This window comes from Aeromonas sp. WP2-W18-CRE-05 (genome assembly GCF_014168615.1).
In the GTDB taxonomy this organism is placed as follows: Bacteria; Pseudomonadota; Gammaproteobacteria; order Enterobacterales; family Aeromonadaceae; genus Aeromonas; species Aeromonas caviae.
This window is the reverse complement of the sequence record NZ_AP021917.1, coordinates 3,512,708-3,535,282: the sequence shown is the minus strand read 5'-3', so window position 1 is coordinate 3,535,282 and position 22,575 is coordinate 3,512,708. Positions and strand designations below refer to the sequence as shown.

The 22,575-nt window shown below is 57.6% G+C and carries 18 protein-coding genes and 1 pseudogene; 13 read left to right on the top strand and 6 right to left on the bottom strand.

Annotated features, from left to right (window positions below):
• Window positions 1-50: 50 nt before the first annotated feature.
• Window positions 51-689 (top strand): pyridoxamine 5'-phosphate oxidase, encoded by a 639-nt coding sequence (gene pdxH / locus H7R73_RS16385; RefSeq protein WP_103259767.1) that lies wholly within the window; start codon window positions 51-53, stop codon window positions 687-689.
• Window positions 689-1,648 (top strand): LysR substrate-binding domain-containing protein, encoded by a 960-nt coding sequence (locus H7R73_RS16380; protein WP_010673960.1) that lies wholly within the window; start codon window positions 689-691, stop codon window positions 1,646-1,648. Before pdxH ends, H7R73_RS16380 begins: the two co-directional genes overlap by 1 nt.
• Window positions 1,649-1,714: 66 nt before the next feature.
• Here H7R73_RS16380 and H7R73_RS16375 read toward each other — a convergent pair whose 3' ends face one another.
• Genes H7R73_RS16375 through H7R73_RS16365 form a run of 3 tightly spaced genes read right to left on the bottom strand, consistent with a single transcriptional unit; the run spans window position 1,715 to window position 4,160 of the window.
• A complete protein-coding gene (locus H7R73_RS16375) occupies window positions 1,715-2,896 on the bottom strand; it encodes a M20 metallopeptidase family protein (protein ID WP_103259768.1) in 1,182 nt (393 codons plus the stop codon).
• On the bottom strand, window positions 2,896-3,345 hold the full coding sequence (locus H7R73_RS16370; protein ID WP_103259769.1) for a hypothetical protein: 450 nt from the start codon (window positions 3,343-3,345) through the stop codon (window positions 2,896-2,898). The genes H7R73_RS16375 and H7R73_RS16370 overlap by 1 nt, the downstream gene beginning before the upstream one ends.
• Complete coding sequence (locus tag H7R73_RS16365) at window positions 3,342-4,160, bottom strand: DUF3100 domain-containing protein (protein WP_010673963.1); 819 nt, start codon at window positions 4,158-4,160, stop codon at window positions 3,342-3,344. The genes H7R73_RS16370 and H7R73_RS16365 overlap by 4 nt, the downstream gene beginning before the upstream one ends.
• 262 nt (window positions 4,161-4,422) lie before the next feature.
• On the opposite strand from H7R73_RS16365, the gene H7R73_RS16360 reads away from it, so the two are divergent.
• Both H7R73_RS16360 and H7R73_RS16355 read left to right on the top strand, forming a co-directional pair.
• Entirely contained in the window at window positions 4,423-5,613 is a 1,191-nt protein-coding gene (locus H7R73_RS16360) for a GNAT family N-acetyltransferase (RefSeq protein ID WP_103259770.1), read from the top strand.
• Between the two features lie 152 nt (window positions 5,614-5,765).
• The gene (locus H7R73_RS16355) at window positions 5,766-6,272 is read left to right on the top strand and encodes a GNAT family N-acetyltransferase (RefSeq protein ID WP_010673966.1); all 507 of its coding nucleotides are present in this window, start codon (window positions 5,766-5,768) and stop codon (window positions 6,270-6,272) included.
• A gap of 72 nt (window positions 6,273-6,344) precedes the next feature.
• Here H7R73_RS16355 and H7R73_RS16350 read toward each other — a convergent pair whose 3' ends face one another.
• Window positions 6,345-6,845 carry an SRPBCC family protein gene (locus H7R73_RS16350; RefSeq protein ID WP_010673967.1) on the bottom strand — a complete coding sequence of 167 codons (501 nt, stop codon included), beginning with the start codon at window positions 6,843-6,845 and terminating at the stop codon, window positions 6,345-6,347.
• 182 nt (window positions 6,846-7,027) lie between these two features.
• Between H7R73_RS16350 and H7R73_RS16345 the strand changes: the two genes are divergently transcribed.
• Window positions 7,028-7,468, top strand: a complete 441-nt coding sequence (locus H7R73_RS16345; protein WP_103259771.1) for a GNAT family N-acetyltransferase — start codon at window positions 7,028-7,030, stop codon at window positions 7,466-7,468.
• A gap of 122 nt (window positions 7,469-7,590) precedes the next feature.
• Here H7R73_RS16345 and eda read toward each other — a convergent pair whose 3' ends face one another.
• A complete protein-coding gene (gene eda / locus H7R73_RS16340) occupies window positions 7,591-8,211 on the bottom strand; it encodes a bifunctional 4-hydroxy-2-oxoglutarate aldolase/2-dehydro-3-deoxy-phosphogluconate aldolase (protein ID WP_232092703.1) in 621 nt (206 codons plus the stop codon).
• A 56-nt stretch (window positions 8,212-8,267) separates the two neighbouring features.
• On the opposite strand from eda, the pseudogene H7R73_RS24580 reads away from it, so the two are divergent.
• From H7R73_RS24580 to H7R73_RS16315, 6 genes and pseudogenes are all read left to right on the top strand, one after another.
• Window positions 8,268-8,378, top strand: a pseudogene (locus tag H7R73_RS24580) (GntR family transcriptional regulator); the annotation flags it as partial.
• A gap of 6 nt (window positions 8,379-8,384) precedes the next feature.
• Complete coding sequence (locus H7R73_RS24575; protein ID WP_223924562.1) at window positions 8,385-8,555, top strand: hypothetical protein; 171 nt, start codon at window positions 8,385-8,387, stop codon at window positions 8,553-8,555.
• 984 nt (window positions 8,556-9,539) lie between these two features.
• Window positions 9,540-9,845 (top strand): hypothetical protein, encoded by a 306-nt coding sequence (locus tag H7R73_RS16330; protein WP_103259773.1) that lies wholly within the window; start codon window positions 9,540-9,542, stop codon window positions 9,843-9,845.
• Window positions 9,842-10,057 (top strand): hypothetical protein, encoded by a 216-nt coding sequence (locus H7R73_RS16325; protein ID WP_158657307.1) that lies wholly within the window; start codon window positions 9,842-9,844, stop codon window positions 10,055-10,057. The genes H7R73_RS16330 and H7R73_RS16325 overlap by 4 nt, the downstream gene beginning before the upstream one ends.
• Window positions 10,058-11,019: 962 nt before the next feature.
• Window positions 11,020-16,449 (top strand): ATP-binding protein, encoded by a 5,430-nt coding sequence (locus tag H7R73_RS16320; RefSeq protein ID WP_182951330.1) that lies wholly within the window; start codon window positions 11,020-11,022, stop codon window positions 16,447-16,449.
• Window positions 16,450-16,805: 356 nt separating this feature from the next.
• Window positions 16,806-17,978 carry a hypothetical protein gene (locus H7R73_RS16315; RefSeq protein WP_197971164.1) on the top strand — a complete coding sequence of 391 codons (1,173 nt, stop codon included), beginning with the start codon at window positions 16,806-16,808 and terminating at the stop codon, window positions 17,976-17,978.
• On the opposite strand, the gene H7R73_RS16310 is transcribed toward H7R73_RS16315, so the two are convergent.
• A protein-coding gene (locus H7R73_RS16310; RefSeq protein WP_103259777.1) for an IS3 family transposase occupies window positions 17,971-19,133 on the bottom strand; the annotation gives its coding sequence in 2 pieces (ribosomal slippage) (window positions 17,971-18,878 and window positions 18,878-19,133; 1,164 coding nt in all). The two genes, H7R73_RS16315 and H7R73_RS16310, sit on opposite strands and share 8 nt — an antisense overlap.
• Before the next feature lie 374 nt (window positions 19,134-19,507).
• Here H7R73_RS16310 and H7R73_RS16305 point away from each other — a divergent pair.
• Together H7R73_RS16305 and H7R73_RS16300 are read left to right on the top strand one after the other, a co-directional pair.
• Window positions 19,508-20,719 (top strand): YaaW family protein, encoded by a 1,212-nt coding sequence (locus H7R73_RS16305; protein WP_103259778.1) that lies wholly within the window; start codon window positions 19,508-19,510, stop codon window positions 20,717-20,719.
• 11 nt (window positions 20,720-20,730) lie between these two features.
• Window positions 20,731-22,317, top strand: a complete 1,587-nt coding sequence (locus H7R73_RS16300; RefSeq protein ID WP_103259779.1) for a hypothetical protein — start codon at window positions 20,731-20,733, stop codon at window positions 22,315-22,317.
• The last annotated feature ends 258 nt before the right edge of the window (window positions 22,318-22,575 follow it).

The following is a 22,575-nucleotide window of genomic DNA, read 5'->3' as shown; positions in this document are numbered from 1 at the left end:
CTGCACCCATCGCCGCACGGGCGGCAGAGAAAGAGAGAAGGAAAATCAAGATGATGGATGTGGCTGATCTGCGTCGCGAATACACCAGGGGTGGACTGCACCGGGCCGATCTGCCGGCCGAGCCCCTCACCCTGTTCGAGAAGTGGCTGGCCCAGGCGTGCGAGGCCAAACTGACCGATCCCACCGCCATGGTGGTGGGCACCGTGGATGCCGATGGCCAGCCCTGGCAGCGCACCGTGCTGCTCAAGCACTACGATGCCGACGGCATGGTGTTCTACACCAACATGGGCAGCCGCAAGGCGCATCAGCTGGAGGGCAACCCCCGCATCAGCCTGCTCTTCCCCTGGCATACCCTGGACAGACAGGTGCACGTGACCGGCCGGGTGGAGAAGATGAGCACCTTCGAGGTGATGAAGTATTTCCACAGCCGCCCCAAGGACAGCCAGATCGCCGCCTGGGTCTCCAAACAGTCGACCCGCATCTCGGCCCGTGGCGTGCTGGAGGCCAAGTTCCTCGAACTCAAGCAGAAGTTTGCCAATGGCGAGGTGCCGCTGCCGAGCTTCTGGGGTGGTTTCCGGGTGCGGATCGAGACGGTGGAGTTCTGGCAGGGGGGCGAGCATCGTCTGCACGATCGCTTCTATTACACCCGCGAGGGGGACGGCTGGCACATCGAGCGCCTGGCGCCCTGATGAACATCGCCCGGCTCAAGAACTTCACCGAGATAGTGAAGAACAACTTCAACATCTCGGCGACGGCGGAGAAGCTCTATACCTCCCAGCCGACCCTCAGCAAGCAGATGAAGATGCTGGAAGAGGAGCTGGGGCTGGCGCTGTTTACCCGCAAGGGCAAGAACCTGGCGGGCCTGACCCCCATGGGGGAGCAGGTGATGGAGCTGGCCAGGGGAGTGGTGGCCCAGGTGGAGCAGATTGGTCAGCTTTCCCTCGGGGATCAGCTGGCCACCAGCGGGGTGCTGCGCATCGCCACCACCCACACCATGGCCCGCTACAAGCTGCCGGCGGTCATTACCGAATTCTCCCGCCGCTACCCCGAGGTGAGCATCCAGCTGCATCAGGGAGCCCCTGCCCAACTGGCGCAGATGGCGCAAAACGGGGATGTGGAGATGGCCATCGCCACCGAGTCCATGCACCTGTTCGACGAGCTGGCGACCGTGCCCTGCTATCGCTGGGGGCGCAGCGTGGTGGTGCCCCACGGCCATCCGCTGCTGGACTGCCAGCCGCTGGCCATGGCGGATCTGGCCCGGTACCCCCTCATCACCTATGTGTTCGGTTTCACCGGCCGCTCCAAGATGGACAAGGCGTTCGGTCGCCATGGTCTCAGCCCCCGCATCGTGCTGACAGCCACCGACAGCGACATCATCAAGCACTATGTGCGCCTGGGGATGGGAGTCGGGGTGATCGCCACCTCGGCGTTCGACGAAGGGGACAGGGAGAGCCTGGTCTGCCTCAACATCGATCATCTGATCGCCTCGAGCGTGGCCCATGTGTGCCTGCGCAGGCACGCCCACCTGCGGGACTACATGTACGACTTCATCCACCTCTATGCCCCCCATGTGAGCCGGGAGACGGTGCAGCTGGCGCTGCTCAACCAGGGAACGCCCGCTCCGTCTGCGACTCTGCCCTGGCTCTGACGCCGAGACATAAAAAAGAGAGGCCGTCGGCCTCTCTTTGCATTGCTATCCCCTTGTACTGACCCCTCAGGCGGCTCGGGTCGCCAGATTGACGAAGATCTGGGCCCCTACCAGCAGGCAGTCGTCGTCCAGGTAATAGGGGTTCGCGTGCAGGTAGTTGCAGATCCCCTTGGCCTGGCAGCCGCTGCCGAGGAAGAACATGGCCCCCTTGCGCTCCGGGGTGGCGTTGATCATGTAGCTGAAGTCCTCGCTGCCGGTCATGGGCTGGCCCTGGGCATTGATGCCCTCGGCCGGCAGCACCTCGGCGGCGGCCTGTTGCAGTCGCGCGCAGGCCTCGCCATGGTTTTCCACCGCCGGGTAGCCGGCATAGACCATGGTGGTCTTGAAGCCGCGCAGCTCGCTCTGGGCGATGATGTCCCTGAAGCTTTTTTTCAGGATCTGATCCGTCTCGGCGTCCATGGCGCGGATGGTGCCGCGGGCCTGCACGTGATCGGCCACCGCGTTGGGGATGGTGCCGCCGTTGATCATGCCGCAGCCAAACACCGCCGGACTGAACGGGCTAGTGCGCTTGGCGACGATGTAGTCCATGTCCTCGATGATCCGCACCGCCTCCCGGATGGCATCCAGCCCCTTGTGGGGGGTGGAGCCGTGGGCGGAGATGCCGTGCACATCGAGCGTCCAGGCAGACCCCCAGGAGGACATGACCCCTTTGTTGAACTTGATGGTGCCCGTCTCCATGGCGCCGTCGTTGTGCAGGGCATAGACCTCGTCCACCCCCTTCATGCAGCCAAGCTCCACCATCTTTTCGGCCCCGGGGACGCGCATGTCTTCTTCCGCCATCTGGAAGATGAAGCGGACGTTGTACCGCAGGCGCTCGCGGTTGGCGGCCAGAAACCTGGCGGCGGTCAGAGCGATCGCCATGTGGGAGTCGTGGCCGCAGTTGTGGGCCATCCCCTCATGGGTGGATTTGAACGCCACCTCGCTCATGTCGTGCATCTCCAGGCCATCCATGTCGGCACGAAAGGCAATGGTGGGCAGGGCAGGGTCGACCGCCAGATCCCCGTGAAAACCGGTGAAGCCGGGATACAGGGTGATCCTGTAGCCGAACTCTTCCATCAACCCACGGCAGTAGGCAGAGGTCTTGAACTCGGCCCCGGAGTATTCCGGGATGCGGTGCAGGTGGTGGCGCACTTCGTAGCTGAAGTCGCGCAGGGCCAACAGGTCAGGTTCGATATGGTAGTGGTTCATCAGATGATCCCTTGAATGGAGAAACCGAGCTGGGCAACCAGGGAGGCGCCAAAGAAGCAGCAGGTGGAGACGATCATGAAGATGAGGATCACCTTCCACGACATCTTCTTGAGCTCCTCCAGCTGACCGCCCACCGAGAGGCCGGCGAAGGCCAGGAGCGGCACGCAGCAGGAGAGGAAGGAGATCTTGGCCACGGCATCGATGAAGAGGCCGCGCACCGGGGTCTCGGGCAGGCAGATGAGAATGCCGATGATGGTGGCATAGGCAAAGGCCGGCAGGGAGGAGGGCAGGTAGCGCTTGGTCACCAGGGAGACGAACACCACCAGGGACATGGCGATGAAGCTGTCCCCCATCTGCCACAGCGGCAGGCCCGAGGTCAGGGTCTGGGTGAACATGGCCAGCAGGATCGCCAGGAAGACGAAGCGCATATCCATCACGATGCTTTTCATGCTTTCTCTCCTTTGGCGGTCAGGGCATAGATTTTTTCTGCGAGCGGCAGACCCAGATAGGTGAGGGAGAGCGCTCCCAGGGCCGACGAGAGCAGGTTTGAGGCGGCGGCGATGCTGAGCACCTGCTGGGCCATCGCCTCATCGAGACCGTTGATGAGGGCACCGGAGGCGGCGCTCAGCATGGAGCCGGATCCCACGCCGGAACCGGCGGCCAGGGCCAGGGGATGCAGCCCGGTGAGGGGGGCGATGCTGCCAAGCACGCTGAACCAGAGGGTGCCGATGACGGAGCCGCACAGGTAGATGGCGAGCACGCCGATGTACTCCTGGGAGCCGGTGCCGAACTTGCCCTGGATCACCGCGACCGAGGGTTCACGGCTGATGGAGGAGCAGGCCCCGATGGCGCGGCGGCCAAAGCCGAACTTCACCGCCAGCGGAATGGCGATGAGGATGGGCAGGAGGTTGCCTATCTCCTGCAGGAAGAGCGGTACGCCGACGCTCAGGATCATCTTGAGGTTGGGGATGATCATCCCCGCATACTGGGTCCCGAGGATCAGCAGGCTGAAACCCACCATCTTGCCGCAGAAGCCCTCTTCTCGCTCGGTGAAGAGCCTCTTCCAGCCGGGAATGCGATCCTTGACGGGCTTGGCGGAGACGATCATGCCGATGATGACGGCAAAGAGCATGGGCAGGATGGGGATGATGGCGATGCCGAGTCTGATCTCCTGCTTCCCGATGAGGGATTGGGCCACGAAGATCAGCAGGGCGGTCGCCAGGGTACTGACTACTACCGTTTTGAGTGGGCTGGTTGGCTGCATAGTGTGTTCTCTTGTTATCCGTTGTCCTTCATGGGCGTCTTTGGTCGCGCCATGATGGGGGCATGATAGGAAGCGAGGAGGGGAAGGAATGTGACCGCCATCAAGTCAGCCATATGGCATTTTTTCATGGGGTATGCCGTTTAACCATGGTAAACATATGGTTTAACAACTCATTGGCAGCTGCTTATGCTGCCTCAGACAGGAGTGTGGTGCCGCCCGGGCACCCGGTGCCTGATCCGGGGGGGCGGATGTGGGGGAAGGAATGGATCTGTTGATCGAGGGTGCGCTCTGGCGCCCCTCCTGGCAAGCGGCGTTGCAGGCCTGGCAGCACCGGGGAAACCGCTGGTGGCTGCTGCTTGGCAAAGGGGAGACGAGGGAGATGGCACCCTGGTCGGTCAGCCCGCCAGATGGCATTCTCCGTGCCCGCGACCTGCTTGCCGCCTGGCTGGGTGAGGCCGCCTCCCCGCTGATGGCGACACAGCCGGACCGGCAGATCCTGATCGCTGCCTCCGGCTCCCTGCTGACCCTGGCCAGAGAGAGCGGCCTGCTCATCCTGGGGCCCGCGGGGGCGGATCATCGCCTCGGTGCCGATGACGACCTCGGGGTTGCCCTGCAACGCCTGCTTGCCCGCCGCCTGATGACCCCGGTGCTGCGCGAGCCTGGCGGGCAGGACGCGCTGGTGCTGCGCCCCCTGCTGCCCGGCGATGAGAGCGCCATCCTGCGTTATTGTTCGGATGCGGCGCTCGCCCGCTATACCCTCAACATCCCCCACCCCTATTCGCCGGAGGCGGCGCGGGACTGGCTTGCCCTGAGCGGGCGCAAGGCTGCTCTCGGGCTGGGATGCACCTGGGCCCTGACTCTGCCCCAGGGGCGTGAAGACGAGCCCGCTCCCCTGGTCGGTACCCTCTCCCTGCACTGGCACGGGGAGCTGGCATGGTGGGTCGGCGTGCCCTGGCAGAACAGGGGGCTGGCCACCCGGGCCGCGAGCCTGGTCAGGGCGTTTGCCTTCGAGCAGTGGCACCTGCCTGCCCTCACCGCCCGCCACATGCCGGGCAACCTCGCCTCAGGCCGGGTGATGGAAAAGACTGGCATGCACCATGACGGGCGTCGGCCAGATCCGGCCGATGGCGCCCTCGAGCTTGATCACTGGCGGCTGGATCGCCCGGCGCGCCTGACGGATGCACGCAAAGAGGCGCTGGCCCCCTGGCTGGATAACGAGGAGGTGGCTGTGGCCATACTGCACGGTGAGGGGGTGGCGCTCTTCATGGCGGGGGAGGCGACAGAGGGCGAGCAGACACTCAGCGGGCTGAAGGTGCGGCGCTATCCCCTGGCCATGCTTGCGCCAGAGGCGCCCGGGGTGCAGGCCCATGGTGGTGGCGTCCTGCTCAAGGAGTGCGGGGATCTGGGCCTCGCCTATCTGCGGCGATTACGACAGCCTGACGACGGACGCTGATGGCTTGCGCAAGCTCGGTCATCGCGAAGCCTGGTGCGGGGTCTGTCAGGCGTTTTCCTGAGTCCGTCCTCCCATTTTCAGACAAAGGCAGTGAAGAGGCGCACCACTTCTGTGGAATAATGGCCGCCCTGCTGTACGAGGAGTAACGCTGTATGTTGAGAACCGAGCGTCCCGGCGACATGCTGCCAGTCTATGAGCTGGTGAGTGCCGCCTTTGGTCGTCCCGACGAGGCCGAACTGGTCAACCGCCTGCGAGAATGTGGGGCCGCCGTGGTCACCATGGTCGAGGAGGAAGAGTACGAGTTCATGGGGCACCTGATGCTGAGCCCGATCACCATTGAGGGACAGGAAGGGCCCTGGCTGGGACTGGCACCCGTGGCCGTGCATCCCGACTGGCAGGGGCAGGGCATTGGCTCGGATCTGGTGCGGGAAGGGCTGGACACGGCACTGGAGATGGACTGGAAGGCGGTGGTGGTACTCGGGGATCCCGCCTACTACGCCCGTTTCGGCTTTCGGCCTGCCAGCGACTTCGGCCTGCACTGCATCTACGAGGTGCCGACGGAGTGTTTCATGGCGATGGAGTTGCAACCCGGCGGGCTCGACGGGGTAAGGGGCGAGGTGCTCTATCACCCCCTGTTCGATGAAGAGCCGGTGGAGTGACCGCCTGCCCATCCATGAAAAAGGACCCTGAGTGGGTCCTTTTTCGTGCCATGCCCATCGCTTGAATGGACGTCACTGGGCCAGTGATTTCAGCTGCTGCTTGCCCGGCGGGTTGTTCCAGTCGATGGGGCCGTGGGTGAAACGGTACTGAAGCCTCGGCAGACTCAGTTCCAGCCACTCCTCCCGGAAGTAGGCATAGCCCTGGTCCCAGTCTGGATCCTGCGCCCAGCCGGTCTGCAGGAAGTGGAGCCGGGTGCCCTGGCCCTCCGGCACGAAGCGCAGGCTGACCTGGGTCTTCTGCTGACGAATGTGGGGAAACTGGGGAGGGAAATTCCAGCTGAAGCTGAGCAGATCATGGGGCATGACCGCCATCACCCGGCACCCTTCGCTGCCACGCTCGCCGAGGGGAGCATCGGGTCTGAAATAGATCTCGAACGGTCCGTTGGGTTCCGGGACCATGAGGCACTCCGGCGCCAGAAAACTGCGCAGCCCGCTCTCCGTGGTCCAGGCCCGCCAGACATCGTCAATGTGGGCGGGTACCAGAATACTGCCTTCAATTTGCTTGTTATCCATAAATCAGTGAACCTCAAACCAGTCATGGACGGGACCTCGGCAGTATAGCCCCTGAGGCGATAAAATAGGCAGCTCTGTGTCACACGGTTACGTATTCAAGAGGGTCCACATTGCCGATTTGACAGCACGGCGGGATCCATCGAGAGTGGGAAGCGACAAGCACGCAACGCAAGGATGGTGTCATGATCAGAATGATGACGGAAGCTGACGAGCCCATGCTGGCGCAGCTCTTCCTCAAGGGAAGGCGCCAGGCCTTCCATTGGGTTGATCCCGCCCTGTTCCGGCTCGAGGATTTTGCCGAGCAGACCCGGGGCGAGGAGATCTGGGTGGCGGAGAAAGGGGGCAGCCCGTGCGGATTCGTCTCCATCTGGGGGGCCGAGAGCTTCGTGCATCATCTCTACGTGGTGGCGGACTGGCATGGGCAGAGCATGGGGCGGGCCTTGCTTGCCGCCGGCTTGGCCGGATACCCTTCCCCGGCCTCCCTCAAGGTGGCCATGCGCAACACCACGGCGATGGCTTTCTATCATCGCCTGGGCTGGGAGAACACCGAAGAGACGGGTCATTGCGACATCACGGGGCCCTGGCGCAGGCTGGTGTTGACGCCCGATGACGCAGGGGAATAAGCCGCTGGCAGACTGCGGCAACCGCACCGCACATTGATCTCCAGCCCTGGCAGGGCATAAAAAAGCCACTTCGCGGGAAGTGGCTCTTCAAGACATCCTGGGGAGGGCAGACCCTCCCCTAGTCAGCTGATGATCACAGGGCCGCCACGGCCTCTCTTACCAGGGCGGTCAGCTCTTCCCACCTGCCCTCGTCGATGAGCTTGGCCGGCACCATCCAGGTGCCGCCGCAGGCGATCACGGCATTCAGCCCCATACTCCTTCAGATTGGCCGGCGTCACGCCGCCGGTGGGCATGAAGCGCACCGGATAGACGGCGCCCAGGGCCTTGAGCATGGCGGTGCCGCCTGACTGCTCTGCCGGGAAGAACTTGAGGTGGCGCAGCCCCATCTCCATGGCCTGCTCCACCAGGCTGGGGTTGTTGACCCCGGGGATGATGGTGACGTCCTTGTCCAGGCAGTACTGCACCGTGGTCGGGTTGAAGCCGGGGCTGACGATGAAGTCGGCGCCCGCCGCAACGGCCGCGTCCACCTGTTCGCGGTTGAGCACGGTGCCGGCCCCGATCAGCAGATCCGGGTAGGCCGCGCGCATCTGGCGGATGGCCTCTGCGGCGGCGTCGGTGACGTCGGCCCCTTGCAGGCGTGCGGGGAGATAAGCGGCGCTGAAGGAGTCGCCCGCTGCCGTGGTGTCGATCACCTGTTCGGCGGACAACCGCAGGGCGGCGATTTCGATCCGCTGCGTTGCCATGACCACCAGGCAACCTCAGAGCCGCGCTTGACGACGATCTCGCCAACCCCGAAGCCCTGGCTCCCTGGCTGCATTGCGAGCGCAACTCCTACTGGCGCAAGCTCCACGAGCATATCGACGACAAGGCCATCTCCAGCTGGTGCGACGATCACGACCAGATCCTCAAGGCCCTGATGCGCAAGGATCCGCAGGCGGCCAAGCTGGCCATGTGGCAGCACCTGGAGAACACCAAGCAGATGCGCTTCCAGGCCACCATCTTCGATGACGAAATGGAGGATGACCGCTACCTCTTCTCCGAAAATCCCGTCGTTCATCTGACCCAGCCTTCCACAGCCAACGGCTAGTGGAAGGTTCTCGGGGGCGAACCCTCGAGGTTGTTTCAACCCCATGGAGGCGCTGGGCTGATGGCGTGGCCCAGAGCTCCCGGGCAAATTGCTGCTCCACTCGCCGGTTTTTGCTGGCGACGCCACCTGGAGCTGGCCCATGTCAAATGCAGCCACCCCCCGCAGAGCCTTTGGCCTCAGGTCTGGACATGCACTGTGCTCTTGGGGCGGTTACATCCTCTGAAAGCCAGAAAAATGATACAAAAAGGGCCACTTCTTGCGAAGTGGCCCTTTCCAAACGTTTGGTGCTGGGGACGTTTTATATCTTCACATATATATATGATATACATTGGTTTTATTGCAGTTAATGACTTGTGGCATACACACTGGCATACACGGAATTGATTGCTAGGTCGCAATCAGCTGAATTTCGCCTACAGCTGTAGGATCGGTCCAGATGATTATGCTCAGTTAAACAACCTTTGACCTTGGATGCCAAGTATTCAAATTCTTGCTATTTCATAGCGCAATATTGAGTCCCAATGCCTCCCTCATTAATGGGTGAACGCCACCCGCATCCAGTGTTGAGGCCCCAAAAACACGCCAGCGATCAAGCTGTTGATTGCCCTCCTAATGAGCCAAACACCAAAATCAAGATGGGTGTTAGTTGGGGCTTGCATTAAGGTCATGTTCCTCACCAGTGGTTCTTGAGCTAACTCAAACTGTTTCCTAGCGTCCCGACATGCCAGCCTGTCAGTCCAGCACCTTCTATTCTGGATACCGATCAATTCAGCTCCCTATTCAGAATCTGAATTCACGTCCAAAAAATGCATTTATGCCTCGTCCTCGGCTTCAGGTTTTTGTTGCCCACGGCCAACTTGAATCATTTCATTTTACAGAATCTGAGTCCTGTAAAAAACAGGTTATTAACAGAGGGTGCTGTATAAATAAACAGGTTGGTGGTTATAATGTGAGCTGTCAGTGGCAGGTGTCGGGAGCATAGAAATGAAGTATCAACCTGGGGAGTCTGGTAACACTGCTGGCCGACCCAAAGGCGCATTGGGCAAGCGCAGCCAGTTGCCGGCCAACCTCGTCGCCGAAGCTTTGCAGCAGTTACGGGCGGCCGTTGAGGCGGGCGAGATGCAAGCAGTGAAGTTGGTCATCGAGCGGGCTTTTCCTGCGCTTAAGCCCGTGACACCAGAGCACTCCATTGATGCCGAATTGTTGGAGCTCAAGATCAGCAGCCTGCGTGACGTTGAAGAGCGGGTGGCAAAGCTGGAAGCTTCTTTGCTGCCAGAGGGGAACGTATGACCAGCCGCACCTTGTCCAGTCGCCTGGATCGTCTCGAGCAACGTGTAGATCCCGATAAGCAACTGAAAATAAGTATTCGTGTGACTTTTGTCGCGCTGGTTGAAGCCGATGATCCACTGTGCGGTACGTCAACCATCCCGAAGCAAGAAATAAGTGGTAATTCTACGATTACTACCACAACCAGTTATTGGCCGAGACGTTACTCAGATTGAGGTACTTAACGACGAGTACTGGTCATAACAGGTGCCTAGATTGTGACACTGTTGACCAGTTATTTCATCAGTGAATCCAGCGCTGCAACCTCGTTCGGGACGAATGGGGCGGAGGTTTGAATCCTCGCACACCGACCAAATCCAGCAAAGGCTTAGCTTCGGCTAGGTCCTTGTGCTTTTCGGGTTTGCCTGTTTTGTGGGGCATATGTGGGGCATTTTGTTTTGCTACACCCTATTCCCCGGCCAGCAATGGGGATGATGGGGTGACAACGCGAGGCTAGGTGCACGTCGGTCACTGCGAAACCAGCCGATCTTGCAATTCAATTGGAGCATTCGCAGCCCTCTGTAAGAGAGGACTGGTGGGAACCTCAAAAGTCCCAATACCCTCCAATGAGTGCCGCTTTATCCTGTACTAACCCCACTTTGCAGGGACTATTACCATCATCGACCCGGAAGTACAAAGCGCCTGCACCGATGACGGTAATTTCCTCCTCACCTGAGAATCGGATCTTCTCTCCCCGTGGCTTTCCAAAGGCCATTATCCCCATACCTACCTGGATGCGGCGATCGGATGGGCATGCAACTGGGTATGTGGCCATTTTTTACACATACGTTTCTGCTCATTGCCAATCATCGCTTGCCACATCCAGGTAGTTAATTTGAGTTGGCATAGGTAGGCTCCTTGAACTGTACCGCGCTCTTCCAGGAGGTTTGGATACCTTGCTTAGTCGAGGAGAATGCCACGGGGTTGCTATCAAATTCGCGCAGAGGTCTCAGAAGTAAGGGGCCATATATTAGTAAGATACGAGCGGGATGCGTTTTGGACAGTTTCAGATTATCGACGCACAGGACCGAGAAGGTCAGGGATATGTGTTGACACAATGCTTTGTAAAAAATGAAGAAAGAGTTCGTAGTACCAGCAAATAAGCAAGCAACACACTCCGCGCAAAGGAAGACGTGACATGACTTCAATTGTTAGAACTACACCCGTCCATGACCGAGAACCTTCTCCTGCGGATGTAATCACTCAACTCATGCATCAGCGGCTCTCGAACTACTTGGCTGTGCGAGGCGAACCGAGCCTCTACCAAAGCGTACGTAAAATGTCGCAGTTCGTCTCCGACGACTACAGCAATCGCTTTCTCGTTGAGCTCATCCAGAACGCGCATGACGCTCATGACCCATCCCGTACCGATGGCGAGATCGCTGTAGTATTAGATGTTTCTGAAGGTGATGGATGCCTCTATGTTGCAAACCGCGGTGTCGGTTTCACCGGCAATAATCTAAAGGCTATCACCAACATAGCCCTGAGCAGCAAGCCCGTGAATGCGGGCATTGGCAACAAGGGCCTCGGCTTTCGCAGTGTGCTGCAGGTGTGCAATTGGCCTGAGATCTACTCAGTTCAGGGTGAGGGTGGAAGCGGTACCTTTGATGGTTATTGCTTTCGCTTTGCGAGCATCGATGACCTGCGTAACCTACTTAGAGACGAGCCGGAGGATCTAGTTGAGGAGATGGCACGCAACCTACCGTGTTGGCACGTGCCTATTCCCGCAGAATCAGGCCCCAATGTGGCGCGATTTGCTGAGGAAGGGTTTGCCACTGTAGTTCGCTTACCACTGAAATCGACCGATGCTCTTCAGGCTGTGAAGGCGCAATTCGAAGTCTTGAAGAGTCTCACGACACCGCTTCATATGTTTCTTGAGCGAGTTGGGCGCATCTCACTCGTTCTCGAAGAGGGTGAGCCCTTCGTATTGGAACGTTCAGTAGTAAAAACTTGGGATTTTGACCCACCGGGTTTCAAGGTTGATTCGCCAATCACTGTGGCACAGCTCCGGCTCGGTACAGATGAGTTCGTTGCTGCACACTGGGACATTGATGATCATCTGTTTAGGGGGGCGCTTCAATCGAGTTTAGATAAAGGTGAGGTCCCGGAAAGTTGGGAAGCTTGGGAGGGGGCAGCCCGGGTGAGCATCGCCGTCCCGCTTGGTGCATCTATTGAGGTAGGACGGCTATATTGTTTCCTCCCGCTTGGGGTGGAGGGCAAGGCCCCGTTCGCCGGCTACATCAACGCGAACTTCTACACGAAAATGGATCGTCGTGCCGTCGACACATCGATTCTTCTGAACAACCTCTTCATGCGAATGTCCGCGTGGTTGAGCTGCCAATTGCTCTGCTTTCTGGTTAAGAATAATTGGCTGCACGCACCGAGTGCGGTTGTCAGCCTCTTGTGCTGGAACGACGAGTATCTTGAGACGTTGAAGAATGCGATGGGCGATCATGGCCAAGGAATCTTGAACCGTGCCATTTTGCCCGTTCGCGGCCAGGATGGCACGGTTGCCTGGGCATCTCCTAAGGAGACCTATTCATGGTTTGCTTCGCACGATGCGTGTCTGTCGCCTAAGAGCGTATGCGAGGTCGGAGGTGGACAGATCTTGGTCGATTTGCTCACCTTGAACCAACGAGCGGCTTTGGACCGGCTGTACGTCCGTTTGCGCCAAACCGGCTTTACTCCCCCCGCCGACGTTGTAGCGAAATGGGTGGAAAAAATTGCCGTAAAGATGCTCGAAGGGAATGCGGCTCCAGAACGTTGGGCTGCGTTTTATGATGAGGTTTCCGTTGCACTGGCCGACCATGCCTCTACGCTCTTCGGAAAGCGCTTCTTGCTCAGTGTGAATAACGAGCTGATCTGCAGCGAACTGCCAGCAAGCGGGGTCACTGGTCGTAGTCGCCGAGCAGCGGATGTCTACTTTGCACCGGTCCTATCCGTCGACGCAGATGTCGACGACGATGACAGCAAGCAATCACTGCCCTTGGAGCGTCTGCCTGCGACCCTGCGCAAGGGGTTCGCATTGTTGAGCCGTGATGTGCCATGGCTAAAGGACGACGGTGGCTATCGTCCTGGCCGCACTTTCCTCATTGCAGGAAAGCTGGCACGCGAATACGACACTCGCGACGTATTGCGCACCCTTGCTGGTGTGACCCGTCGTACGTCAGATGCTGATAGCACCCGCCAACAAGCACTCGAATGGGCTTTTCGCCTATGGAGCAGCGGTCGGTCACTGTCCGAAAAAGAGACGAGATCGGCTGGGTTTTTCGTTCCTACGGATGACGGCTGGATTGACGCCGAGACCGCGATGTTTGGTGATGGGTGGGACGTTCAGAATGGCAAGAAATTACACGCGCTACTGCGGGCAACATCAGATGTGTCTGAGGATATGAGGAGATCACTGGCTCGTCTGCTGCCTGCGCATGCCGCATGGCCGATCAGTCATGGGGGGCAAGTTGATTGGGTACGATTTCTCACTGCTGCCGGGGTAATGGATTGCTTGCGCCCCGTCGGTGGTGAGAGTGTCGCATCGGATCTGTTTGGGTATCCAGCCAACTTGCCGACCGAAATCTCCCGCAGGGTGTCGGAAGTGCCTGAAGTACTGCGTTCACACTGGTGCAACCAACTCAGGCAGGACTGCTACAGCATGTACTCATCACGTCAGTATCGTTGCGAATTGCGGCCCTGGCGCATCCCTGGTCAAGGCGAGCATGAGTCATTTCAAGCCGAGGTGCGCCGGGACTATGCAGTGCAGGTCGTGATAGCCATGCGAGCGTTTGGTGATGAACATCGGTCATTCCACGCTGCGCGAGCGGATACTCGTGTGGCCACCGAGCGACGCAATTTATCGACGCCATTACATGCTTTCTTAACCGGCGCAGATTGGCTGCCTGTCATGCGGCCGGGTAGTCGGTGGCGGTTTGTCAAACCATCGGCCGCCTGGTACTTCAATGCTGACGAGGAGCGGTCTCCTCGCTTCATCGATTTTGTGGATCGCAGAGTGGCCGCTGTGATAAACGAAACAACGCTGGAGTGGCTTCAGAACAATGCACGATTGGGACTGTTCAATAGCGAGCAGCATGCAGAAAGAGCCCTTGTAGCGCTCTGCGAAGCAGCATCCTCGGGGCTCTCCGATATTCGCGACGTTCGCCGTTTTCAAGAGTTATTTAAGCGTCTTTGGGACATCGCCCGCAAAAAAGGGGGGCTTAAAGCCAGCCCGTGCGTGCCAGTTCTCGTGAGTGGTGAAATTAAGATTGTATCCGGAGCGGCGGAAGAGGCTGGTGTTGCTTACTTCGACGACGAGAAAGATGGGCTGAAGAAGCAGCTGCTAGAGGAAATTGGCGAACCGGTCTTCGATTTCATACTTGGAGATACAATCGCTGCGTGGGATTGGGTCAACACCAGCGCACCGGGAAGATTTCGCCGAATTTCTGACGAACCAACCGAGGTGTATATTGACGGCATCAAATTCGATGACGGTACGCCAAACCGCTTGCTGAGTGACATATTTGGGTCATGGATTATCGACTTCCTTGTCTGCGTGGCAGAGCACAAGAGCAGCGCATTTGTTCGAACAACGCAGAAAACATTGGGCCTGATTCGACGCTCGGCGATGGCGCTGACGGTAGTCAATGCTCAGCAGGTTTGCATCACGCATGACGATATGAAGGTCGCTTTGCCAGCTTCACTGCGTGGCTCGCTAGTTCTGAATCGATCAGTTGGCCCGGTATTGATAATTCAGACTGAGCAGGGATATCTAACCCTCGAGCATCTTGCAGGAGCATCGGGACAGCTCGCGGCAGCTCTTGGTTCGCGCGAGCTGGCTCATGGCCTCGACTCGGCGTTGTTGCGACTTGCAACTGCCATGCGCGACCTGGGAGAAGACACACCCAACGACATGATTCTGGCCGCTGCGCTGGGTATCGAACTCGATGCGATCCGTCAAACGCGTCGCCTTGCAAGTGGTGACCTGATTGGGATGCTAGAGTTCGCCATCCCGCTCTCTGCGCATTTTGGATCGCAGCAGACAACGTCGCACCTGCAGGAACTATGGATACAGGATGCGCCTCAAGATGAGGATCTGCGCGCCGCACTCGACACCTTGGCACTCTCTATTGGTATTCCACTGGCTGATCTTGAGGCGCGATTGATGTATCTAGTCGATTTACTGGATCTTAAGAGGGCGTTCTCGATCCCCATTGCTCAGTTCAATGCGGCTATTGCAGGTTTAGGAGGTCGCTACAAGCCTTTGAGCAATGAGCATATGCACCGCGATGCTTGGATGAGACATTTGCGTCAGCGTCAGTCTGCAAGTGTCGACCGGCTGCGTGCCCGTGCCACAGGGATGTTCGATAGGCGAGAACCGCTCAACATGTATGTGATTGCGAGAGACGGTGTCCTAGGTATATCACCGGACCCTACCTGGTTCACAACGTATGACGATTTGCCAGATGTTGTGATGGACGCGCACATCGATAAGTGGATTGATGAAAGTTTACCAGCTGAAACCCTTGAGATGTCACTGGACCTCACACTAACCGATTGCAGGTTGGCCAACGCTACCAAGCTTAACGACTTCCTGGTCAAATTCTCACCAATTCTGTCAGCGTGGGTTCGTGCGTCCGGCGCTGCTACCACCGCAAAAGTTCGTCAGGCATGGGATAACCTGGAGGTAACACGCGACGTCTGCATGGTGTGTGCACGTGACGGAGGATGGCTGGACTTCCGAGTACTCGATGAAGACCAGATCGCCGACTGGTTGACCAGAGAAGGAGTCTGGCCCGTTGGACACGCACCAAGTGCAGACTTGGCGTCCTGGGGTCTGTCCGCAGAGAGCATGGCCCGCGGCGAGGAGCGAGTGAGGTCAGATCGTGCTGAGCAGCAGCGTCGTCGAACGCAGGTGGAGTTCGCAGGTTTGACCATGTCGGCTCTTTCGGACGGGTACGCTGAGATCGCCGTTGCGATTGGTAATGCTGTCTCCCATGCCCCCGCCCTAAAGCACGTTTCATCTAAAGAAGCTAGGCTGCAGCCGATGGATTTCGAAAAGGCGAGCGGGGGTTTGGGTGGAGGCTGCCAACGTGGCACGACCAAGTTGCCAGAGACCAGCATGTCCGATGAACAGAAGTTGGCGGTAGGCCTGATCGGCGAGCTTTGGGCCCGCGAATGGTTACGCCGCCGACATAGACTCGAGTCAGTTGACGAAAGTATTTGGGTGTCCCGCTATCGCGACGCGGTACTCAACACAAGCGGAGGCTTAGACAGTCTGGGCTACGACTTCATCGTCGCGACGAAGAGCCGCACCTACTACTACGAGGTGAAGGCCAGCACCGGCGACCCACTGCGATTCGAAATGGGGCCCACCGAGATTGTCACAGCGCAACGCTATCGTGCAGATCGAGAGCATCGCTACCGGATTTTGTACGTGGCCAATGTCGGCGATCCAAGGCGAATGACGTTCACGCTGCTTGCCAACCCTTTCTCGGCCAAGGGGATGGGGGCGTTTAGAACCGTTGGGAGGGGCAGCGTAGTTTACGCGTTCGATCCAACCCCTATCGATATTGATTGACACTTTGTGGCAGCAACCACCGACTCTGGGCTGCTACCTGCGTGTAGCTAGTTGCAGCCTCGGTAGTTCCTCGGTTTTCGTGTCGTACTGGCGAGCATCTGCTGAGCAGTTATGCAGTAGACAGGTGGCCCGGTGGGGACCTCTACGTAAGCACGAGTGCATTGTTAGTGTGCTTCATGGCACATGGCAAGAATCGTCAGTCGCAATACATAACAAGTTCATCAATCAAATAGATACTGGTTATTATTCGCTGACGGGCTTCAAATGAGGTGTTGTGTGGTGGTGCCCAGCAACAAGTGTTAACCGTTTCATTAGTAGCCCTATGCCTAAACAGATCCAAAATTATAAGGTTTGATATGTCTCAATCACCTGAACTCGCTGGCGGCGAGGGTTTTACTTTTGAAGGCGATGCAGCTGCATTCTACCTCGCTGCAATGCTAGCCGAGGCATATGCTCCTGGCATGACTGATAGAACTGTTGTCGGCGTGTCGGTTCAACAGCGAGATTTTGGAGAGCCGCTTGATGATGTAATCGTTGATTTTGAAGATGCAGCTAAGAATCCTGCTCGCCTGAGTCTCCAGGTTAAGCGCTCACTTACCATCAGCGATGCACAATCGAATACCGACTTTCGCGATATAATCCGCGATAGTTGGGCCACTTTGAAAAAGTCAGACTTTCGTATTAACACTGATCGCTATGGAGCGGCAGTTGGCACGATCAGCCCTGCCAAAGAGCGAGCACTTAAGACCCTTTCTGAATGGGCTCGTGAAAGTTTAACGACTGAGCATTTTCAAGAACGCTTTACACTGAGCGGTAGTGCAAGTCAGGACATAAAAACGGTTAAAGAAAATGTAACCAGTTTGCTGCAAGAGACGAAAGAGGACCCGTGCACTTGTGAAGATCTGCATCAGTTTCTTGCACACTTCGTTTTAATTCAGTTCGATTTCCTGTGTGAAGGTGCCACTGATTCTTCTGTTGCCATTAATCACATAAAGGACTGCCTTGCACCCGATGATGCAGCAAATGCACCCCTTGTCTGGTCGCGGATCGTTCAGCTCGCGCGATCGTCAGCAGGCAAGTCTGGACAATTTGATCGCGCGCGACTTGTACGATTTATCTCATCAAACGCGCGTATTCGCTGTGCGGCCACCTATCGACTCGACCTCGACAAATTGACAGACCTCGCAAGGAGCTATGCTCGTCTCATTCCGGATGATGTAGGCGGAACAAAGCTGGATCGTACTTCACTCCTTGAGGAAGTAGACCTGAAACTAAACATGGCGAGAGTGGTTCAGGTTCGCGGCTTACCAGGATGCGGTAAATCGGTTGTAGTGAGACATTTAGTTGAGCGCGCGATTGAGTGTGGTCCAGCAATCTTCCTCAAGGCTGAGCTGCTAGAGGGTACCAGTTGGGTTAGCTATGCGGCTTCTCAAGGTCTTTCCGGGATCCCCCTGATGCCGCTGCTCTTAGAGCTCGGAGCTGCCGGTACACCCATCCTATTCATTGACGCGATTGTAGTGGTCAACTAAATCCGGACACTTGGTTAGGCCGATCCTCGGCTTTTGCTGGCGCGCTCCCGTCATTGTGTTGATGTGGACGCCGCCAGTTGTAGTAATCCATCAGGTAATAGCTGATATCCCGCTTCGCCTCCCGCAGGTTCATATATCCCGTTGTCGGGAGCCACTCTGTCTTCAGACTCCTGAACAACCGCTCCATCGGTGCATTATCCCAACAGTTGCCACGCCGACTCATGCTCTGGGTCATGCGATGGCGCCACAGCCGCTGCCGAAATGCCCGGCTGCCATATTGGCTGCCTTGGTCGGAGTGAAACAGCACACCTGATGGGCAACCCCGCTGCTGATAGGCCATCTCGAGCGCTTTTATTACCAGCTCTGCATCAGGCTTGTCAGACATCGCCCAGCCCACGACTCGGCGGGCATAAAGGTCGAGCACCACCGCCAGATAATTCCAACGACCACCTGCCCAGACGTAGGTGATATCGCCACACCACACCTGATTGGGCTGCTGGACATCAAATTCACGGGCCAGCAGATTGGGAATATCCGGTCGTTCAGACCGGGCGACCTGATAGCGATGAGCGCCCGGTTGCTTGGATACCAGACCGACCTCCTTCATCAGACTGCGCACTTTGAATCGGCCAATCTGATGCCCCAGCTCTCGCATCATCGACATCAAGGCGCGGCTGCCCGCTGAGTTCCGGCTCTCTTTGAACAAACGGCGCAACTCGCTGCGTTGCTGCATCCGCTCACGGTTAATCGTCCGCTTGCGGGCCAGATAGTCGTAAAAACAGGATGTTGGAACATCGAAAGCACAGCAGACCAGAGTGATAGGGGCTTGCTCTCTTAATCGGTCTATCAGCGCGTACGTTTGAACTCGTCCGTCATCAAGAGAGCCGTAGCCTTTTTTAGAATGTCCTTTTCGCGCTCGAGCCGGTTGATGCGGGCTTCCAGCTCCTGGATTTTCTGCTGCTCCGGGGTCAGCGCCTTGCCGATTGGGGTGGTGCCGGTTCGTTCGGATTGAAGCTGCTGAACCCATCGGCGAAGTATGGTTTCACCGACATCCAGTGAACGGCTGGCTTCGGGGACAGAGTATCCCTGGTCGAGTACCAGGGATGCGGCTTCGAGTTTGAATTCAGCAGTAAATGAGCGACGTAATCTTGTCATTGAACACCTCAAGTCATGGTGGCGACTGTACCACCTAAAATGGTGTCCGGGATGATTAGACCACTACACAGACTCCTTCACCAGAAGTAGACCCACGCCATCACAGGTTTCGTCTCTTTTGGTGACGCGGTGAAGTAAATCAATTTATAAAATATTTTTATAAGGTATAGGCATTATTTAACACCTATGTGTTGGCATCACAACGGCTAGGTAAGGGCTAGATGAACGGCACTATCGCTAGTACAAAAGAGTAAGGGCATGGATTAAGTGAGTTATTGGATTTGATTTATAACAAGTGTTTGAGCTTTGCTTAAGCTGAAAATAATTGATGCTCCTGAGTCAAAACCGCAGGAGAGCAGAACAGGAAAACAACGATGAGTACAGGTGATAATCAACTGCTGCCGGTATTGCGTAACGCATCTGATAGCGAACTGGCCCCGCTCGTGAAATACATCACGGCGGCATTCAGCAACAGCCTCGAGAGTGAGAACTACTACAAAACCCATTACCCAAAGCACGGTAAGTATACCGACTTGATTGCCCAAGAGCTGTGCGCGTTTGGCGGCAACACCTTCGTCAACCTGTTTCGCGGCAGCGGCCCTGAGTGGAAAGCTGTAGTGATCGACGTAGCAGACAAGCTTGACGCGAAGTACGAGACGAGCTGGGGCGTTGAGCGCATTGAACTGGCAGTGCTCGCGGCGATCACCCGCAAGGCTTGGTCCGACATGGATGCGGCGCAGCGCAAGACGTTGCTTGCGCAGATGGATCTCACCCTGGGCAGCTCCACGCTGTTCCCGGAAGAGCTACTGATGAAGCAGCTACAGTCCAGCCGTTTCTCCAGCCTACTGCTGGCGTCGCTGATCGCCAATGTGTTTGCTAGCCAGTTGCTCGGGCGCACGGTGGTGATGACTGCTACCTCGTTTATGGTTTCGCGGGGAGCCGCGTCGCTCCTCGGTCCGATTGGCTGGGTTATCACCGGACTGTGGACCGCTTTTGACCTGGCGGGACCGGCGTATCGCGTCACAGTGCCCGCCGTGGTTCAGGTTGCATTGCTGCGTCAGCGCATCCATGCCACGAAAGAAGCTGACAAAGCGTGGTGGGAATACCACCGCTGGCAAGATGAGAAAGATGCCGACAGCTGGGTGGCAAATCTGTTTCGTATGGCGGGGCTGTCTACTGCCGCCAGCATACGTCGCGAACGCAATATGGCTTTTGATCAGGGTGTGGCGGCCGGACAACAGCAGGCGACTGAAGATTACGCCGATCAGATCCTCAAAAAAATGAACGAAATCCAGTGTTTTGAGAAACGTTGTGAGGCGATGCTGGCCGTTGCCTTTGCCTGTGCGAGAGAGGAGAGCATCGCGCCGTCTGACGTGCGTAGCGGTATCGAAACCTGCTGTCTGGGGATGATGGGCGGACATCTCTCCCCGGCGTTACAAACAGCCGTCAATCGCCTGACGATCAACCCGCCTGATATCCGCGACGCGTTTGCACAGGCAGTGGAGCAGGGGATCCCTGAGACCGAGATCACCGCGCTGATGACGGTGCTTCGTGAGACATTTTGCCAACATGCAGGCGCGAATTAAGGGAGGCCGTGATGGACAAAAAAACACTTTTGCTGCGTCTGAACCAGCAACGCCTGCAGCAAGCGAGAGAACCCGTCCCGTCTGTTGCAACAGTGGAACTTATCGAACCCGATATCAGCCCGTGGCAGGCACAACAGCGGGTCTGGCAACATCAACAGCAGTGGCGAACGGAACAAACCACGCTGATGCTAACCGAGTGTCGTCAGCGTCTGCTGCACAGCATTATCGGCCCGTTCGGGCTGGGGACCATTGTCTCAGCATGGGACAAGGTGGGGGGAAATGTCGATACCCTCCACAATGCCCGCGCCGAGGTGTATGCCACAGAGAAGGAACAGGCGCGTTATGACAGCCGTGGCAAGTACGACAGCGACTCGTACCACAAGCACAAAAACTACAAGAAGACCAACGCTGAAAACAGCAAAAAGCAGGATGCGGGCGAAGCGGTGGATGCCTATACCGGGCAGCCACTGGGCAGGAATACCGATGCGGAGCAAGATCACATGATTTCCGCTGCTTCGATCCATAACGACCCTGCGGTTTCGCTGGCGGAGGCTAATGGTGTGGAACTGGCGAATCACGAAACTAACCTGCACCAGACGCACCACTCGATCAACGAATCGAAAAAGCAAAAAAGTGCGGAGGAGTACATTGCCTGGCTGACAAAAAACCGAGCTGATCGCGACGCCAAAATTGCCCGGCTCGAGGAGAAAGCTAAAACTGAGCCGCTGAGCAAAAAAGATCAGAACGCGCTGGAGAAGTGCATGCAGCAAAACGCCGTCGATCAGGAAAAGATGCGCGAGCTGGATAAGGTGGCCCGTGAGCAGTATGAAAGCAGCCTGCGCAGGGGCTACTACGGCAGCGCGAAGTTTGGTACGTACTTACTGAAAACCAGCGCCGTCGAGGCGGGTAAAATGGGCCTGCAGCAGGCGATTGGCCTGGTGTTGACGGATTTTGTCGACGGGTTGCTGCTGGAAGTGCACGACAGCTGGCATAACGGGTTTTGCGAGGGCGTGGACCAGGATCATGTATGGGAGGCGTTAAAAATCCGTGCCGAACGGGTGGCGAAGCATTGTCTGGATAACTGGCGCAACGTGCTGGTCGCATTTCGCGATGGGGCCATCAGCGGGATCATCAGCAACCTGATGACAACGCTCATTAATACCTTCTTTACCACCGCGCGCAACCTAGTGCGGATGATCCGCGAAGGGGTCTTTTCGCTGTTTCGCGCGGCCAAAACAGTGCTGATGCGCTCTGAGGGCTCGAACCGTGCTGAAGCGCTGGATGCAGGGCTGAAAATTGCCGTCAGCGGCGCGTTCGTGATCGGCGGTGTGATGCTTGAAGAATATCTCAGCAAAACCCTCGGTGCGCTGCTTACTGCTCTGCCCGGCAGTCTGATCACTACCTTGGTGGCGGTGCTAGCGGGTTGCATCACAGGCCTTGGCACTGTGCTGACGGTCTATATGCTTGACCGGATCGATCTGTTCGGCGCGCAGCATCAGCGGGAAGACAGCGCGGTGCTGGCGATGTTGCAGAAGGGCCAAGCGCAGGCTGATGCCCATTTACAATCGCTGCTGGGAGCAGAGCCGGAACCAGCCTGAATACGTACACAGCGGCGAGCCGCTTATGCTGGCCGTTCAACAAAAAGGCTCGCATCTCTGCGAGCCTTGCTATGTTTGGTGCCGGTAATAGGAGTCGGACCCACTACCTACGCGATACGAAAACTGGATCATTTTCGCGACATCTCAAGTAAGTCTCCCATTGGTCAAACAGTTAGGTGGTGGCCATCACTGGCCATCACTTTTCTTGGCCACCACTTACGTCGTTTTTTTGGGCAGGTGAAGGTCACTGCAGTCCAG

Coding starts and splice junctions, on each gene's coding strand:
- H7R73_RS16330 (WP_103259773.1), top strand. CDS start 9,540: ATGAAGTATCAACCTGGGGAGTCTGGTAACACTGCTGGCCGACCCAAA.
- H7R73_RS16305 (WP_103259778.1), top strand. CDS start 19,508: ATGAGTACAGGTGATAATCAACTGCTGCCGGTATTGCGTAACGCATCT.
- H7R73_RS16375 (WP_103259768.1), bottom strand. CDS start 2,896: ATGAACCACTACCATATCGAACCTGACCTGTTGGCCCTGCGCGACTTC.
- H7R73_RS16365 (WP_010673963.1), bottom strand. CDS start 4,160: ATGCAGCCAACCAGCCCACTCAAAACGGTAGTAGTCAGTACCCTGGCG.
- eda (WP_232092703.1), bottom strand. CDS start 8,211: ATGGCAACGCAGCGGATCGAAATCGCCGCCCTGCGGTTGTCCGCCGAA.
- pdxH (WP_103259767.1), top strand. CDS start 51: ATGATGGATGTGGCTGATCTGCGTCGCGAATACACCAGGGGTGGACTG.
- H7R73_RS16320 (WP_182951330.1), top strand. CDS start 11,020: ATGACTTCAATTGTTAGAACTACACCCGTCCATGACCGAGAACCTTCT.
- H7R73_RS16350 (WP_010673967.1), bottom strand. CDS start 6,845: ATGGATAACAAGCAAATTGAAGGCAGTATTCTGGTACCCGCCCACATT.
- H7R73_RS16380 (WP_010673960.1), top strand. CDS start 689: ATGAACATCGCCCGGCTCAAGAACTTCACCGAGATAGTGAAGAACAAC.
- H7R73_RS16370 (WP_103259769.1), bottom strand. CDS start 3,345: ATGAAAAGCATCGTGATGGATATGCGCTTCGTCTTCCTGGCGATCCTG.
- H7R73_RS24575 (WP_223924562.1), top strand. CDS start 8,385: ATGCGCAAGGATCCGCAGGCGGCCAAGCTGGCCATGTGGCAGCACCTG.
- H7R73_RS16300 (WP_103259779.1), top strand. CDS start 20,731: ATGGACAAAAAAACACTTTTGCTGCGTCTGAACCAGCAACGCCTGCAG.
- H7R73_RS16355 (WP_010673966.1), top strand. CDS start 5,766: ATGTTGAGAACCGAGCGTCCCGGCGACATGCTGCCAGTCTATGAGCTG.
- H7R73_RS16315 (WP_197971164.1), top strand. CDS start 16,806: ATGTCTCAATCACCTGAACTCGCTGGCGGCGAGGGTTTTACTTTTGAA.
- H7R73_RS16360 (WP_103259770.1), top strand. CDS start 4,423: ATGGATCTGTTGATCGAGGGTGCGCTCTGGCGCCCCTCCTGGCAAGCG.
- H7R73_RS16345 (WP_103259771.1), top strand. CDS start 7,028: ATGATCAGAATGATGACGGAAGCTGACGAGCCCATGCTGGCGCAGCTC.
- H7R73_RS16325 (WP_158657307.1), top strand. CDS start 9,842: ATGACCAGCCGCACCTTGTCCAGTCGCCTGGATCGTCTCGAGCAACGT.